The 1,798-nt window shown below is 26.9% G+C and carries 2 protein-coding genes; both read right to left on the bottom strand.

Annotated elements, in window-relative coordinates:
• Positions 1-135 precede the first annotated feature (135 nt).
• Entirely contained in the window at positions 136-771 is a 636-nt protein-coding gene (locus CJJ23_RS04880; protein ID WP_095335216.1) for a hypothetical protein, read from the bottom strand.
• 201 nt (positions 772-972) lie between these two features.
• The coding region (locus CJJ23_RS05130) for a hypothetical protein (protein WP_180738047.1) at positions 973-1,798 on the bottom strand (826 nt) is incomplete at its 5' end.

Genomic DNA, 1,798 nt, shown 5'->3' with positions numbered 1-1,798 from the left:
CTTGTTTGTATTTCATATTACTTATATTATAAAAAATAACTACAACCTTTCTGTTGCAGTTATTAGGCCGATGCGGGAAAGCACTACAAATATGCGTAGTGCTTTTTTATACATTTAATTTAATAAATATTAAACCTATTTATTTTCTTTAATAGCTTTAAGTATTTCATCAAAATGATCATCGATTTTTTTATTCAATCTTTTTTCCAGATCTTCAATCTGTTTTTTGTTTTCTAATTTTGATTCATCAATCTTATTTTCAAGATTATTAATTTGTTCTTTTGTTTCTTGCTTGTTTTCATCAAATTTCTTTTCTAGATTATTAATTTGTTCTTTTGTTTCTTGCTTGTTTTCATCAAATTTCTTTTCTAGATTATTAATTTGGGTTTTTGTTTCTTGCTTGTTTTCATCAATCATATTTTCCATTTTTACTAATTGATCCTGAAATTCATCAAATCTTTGATTATTTTCTTGTTTAAAATCATTAAATTTTTCATCAATGTTTTCAGTTAATTCAACTTTTAATTTATTGTATAAATCAGTATAATCTTTACCTTTTTTAGGTCCTTTAGGTCCTTTGGGCTTAATTTCTTTCACTATTTTTTCTCCATCAACTGATAAATCATGTTTTAATTTAGATCCATCTTCTGCAAAAACATATTTATTCTCATTTGTATAAAGTTTATAATTTTTCTTCAGATCTCTAAGTCCCTTACAATAAGCAGCAACATCAAGTTCTTCTCTATCATCTTTAGGTTGATTATCTGACATATTTCTCCTTAAAATTTATATTGATTTAATTATAAACTAAATTAATAATGCAATATTAAAACAGGTAATAAAAGTTTTAAAAGTGCAAAAAATATGAAAAAAACCACAGTTTGTAATTACTGTGGTTTTAAATTTTGATTTTGGTTAGATTATGAAAAATTAAATTTATAAGTTTGATTAGTCTTTAGATTTGTTAGTAAACTAACTAGAAGTTACCTCAGAGTTTTCTGCAGTTCTACTCATAGTATCATTTGTAATAACTGCTTCTAATAAGAAACGCAATGCCACTGCTATACCTGAAGAATATCTTGACTGGTTAGGAACTTTTGCAGTACTTTCACCATTTGGAACATAATACTGTGCAACAGGTGGTTTTTGCAATCTTGTACTAATAGGATTAGTTGTACCTTCACTAGCATATTGAGGATATGTTCCATTGAAATAGTATCTAGTGTTATCTATTAAGAAATATGAACCTCAACCTCTTGAAGTAGTTACTAATTTATCAAAAGGTTTTCCATTACTACGTGCAGGTGCGTAGTTATTTTCATTTGATGCGCCTGTAGCATTTATTAAACCTTGTCATCCACCTAGAATTAAAGTATTTTTATTAGCACCAATAGCATTTTCTACTTTTGTAGATTGTCCTGTGTCTTCTGAATTACGACTTGAATATGATGAAGCAGGTAATTCAGAAATTGGGAAAGGATTTACATAAAAGATAGCTGATTCTTTATCTAAAGAAGTATCGATTAATAAAGCATCAAGTATTTTATCTCCTAGTGCATTAGAAAATGTATCAAGTTTGCTTATATCTTCAGTTTTATTTCAAAGTGTTTTAACTTTTTCAACTAGTTTTTTTCAATCATTGTAAGTTTCAAAATTACTTATTTTAACTTCAACATTTTTGCTACCTATATTATTAGTAAAGTTAGTTATAGATTCTCGAGTCACACTCATAAAGTGGGGACTAAACTCTGCTAAATCAGATGTACCTTTAATGTTTAATGTTGATGGATTTGTACCA

This window comes from Mycoplasmopsis agassizii (genome assembly GCF_002276225.1).
In the GTDB taxonomy this organism is placed as follows: domain Bacteria; phylum Bacillota_I; class Bacilli_A; order Mycoplasmatales; family Metamycoplasmataceae; genus Mycoplasmopsis_B; species Mycoplasmopsis_B agassizii_A.
Note: the sequence above shows the minus strand (reverse complement) of the source record. Positions and strands in the feature narration are given on the sequence as shown.